This window comes from Halomonas sp. SpR1 (assembly GCF_031010175.1).
In the GTDB taxonomy this organism is placed as follows: domain Bacteria; phylum Pseudomonadota; class Gammaproteobacteria; order Pseudomonadales; family Halomonadaceae; genus Vreelandella.
Window position 1 is genome coordinate 1 of the sequence record NZ_JAUAMB010000076.1, and the last position, 1,442, is coordinate 1,442.

General features: G+C 53.7%; 1 protein-coding gene. It reads right to left on the bottom strand.

Going from position 1 to position 1,442, the window contains the following annotated elements:
- Positions 1–33 precede the first annotated feature (33 nt).
- Positions 34–1,391, bottom strand: a protein-coding gene (locus QT231_RS24150) for an IS3 family transposase (protein WP_308339315.1) whose coding sequence is annotated in 2 segments (ribosomal slippage) — positions 34–911 and positions 911–1,391 — 1,359 coding nt in all. Because the reading frame shifts where the segments join, the coding sequence is not laid out codon by codon here.
- Positions 1,392–1,442: the final 51 nt, after the last annotated feature.

Sequence of the window (1,442 nt, forward strand, 5' to 3'; positions counted from 1 at the left end):
TGAACTGACCCCAAAAACTTGGACAGTAAAACACTAAGCGGACAAGGCCTGAGCTCGGTACTGCACCGGGCTCAGGCCTTTTAGTTTGGACTTGATGCGCTCGTGGTTATAGTAATGGATGTAGTGTCGGATGCCCGCCTGTAATTGCTCAATGGTGTCAAAGCTGTTCAGGTAAAAATATTCTGACTTCAGCGTTCCAAAGAAGCTCTCCATCGCTGCATTATCTAGACAATTCCCCTTGCGTGACATGCTCTGGGTCACGCCCTGCTCGGCGAGCTTGCGCCTGTAAGCGGGCATCTGATATTGCCAGCCTTGATCGGAATGCAGTAGCGGCGCGTCTTGATCGGCCAGCTTGGCCAAGGCTTTTTTCAGCATTCCCCCGACTAACGAGAACGCCGGCCGTTTCTGCATTGAGTAGGACACGATTTCCCCATTGTAGAGATCCATCACGGGCGACAGGTAGAGCTTTTCGCCTCGGACATTGAACTCCGTGACGTCGGTGACCCACTTTTGGTTGGGGCGTTCAGCCTGAAACTGACGGGCAAGGAGGTTTGGCACACTGGCCTGTTGTCCACGATAGGAGCGGTATTTCTTCGGGCGTACCAATGACTTCAAACCCAGATGCTGCATCAGGCGTTGGACTGTCTTGTGGTTGACCTGCTCGCCCGTCTGGCGCAACGCTGCTGTGATGCGGCGATAGCCGTAGCGCCCTTTGTGACGCTCGTAGAGGGCGTGAATGCGACGCTTCAGGCCCGCATGTCGATCATCCAACTGCTGAGCCTTTACCTGATAATAGAAGGTGCTACGCGACAGTTCGGCTACTTTTAGCAGCACCGGTAAAGGATGGCCATGCTTCAGTTCAAGGACTAGTCGCGCTTTTTCTGCGCGGCTTGCTCTTTGGACTGACGCAAGGCCCTCAACTTTTTTAGGTAGGCCACCTCTGCTCGCAAGTATTCGTTCTCTTGGAGCAGTTGCTCCAGTGAGCTCTTTTCCGTCACTGGAAGTGGGGGCTTGGGGGGCTCTGCTGTGGGCATCTTCGTCGGGCGACCTCGGGCTTTAGGCTCCAACGCCTGGAAGCCTCCTTTATGATACTGACTTTCCCACCCCCGCACGACACCCACTCCACCTCGGATATCGAACAAGGCAATCGCTTGTCGGGCCGAGAGATCCTCTTGCCTCATCCGTTGCAACACCGACAATTTAAACTCTGCACTGTAGCGGCTGAACTTCTTCTGCAAGCCGTGCAGGCCATGTTGTTCATAGCTTTTAACCCAACGCCTGATGGTGGCGTGGTCAAGACCGTACTGATTGGCCAGACTCCTATAACCCAGCTGTCCTTCTGTGTAACGCTGTACGACTAACAGTTTGAACTCTTCATTATGTTTCGCCATGAAAAACACCCCAATCGTTGGAGGAGTGTCCAACTTTTGGGGTGCAGTTCA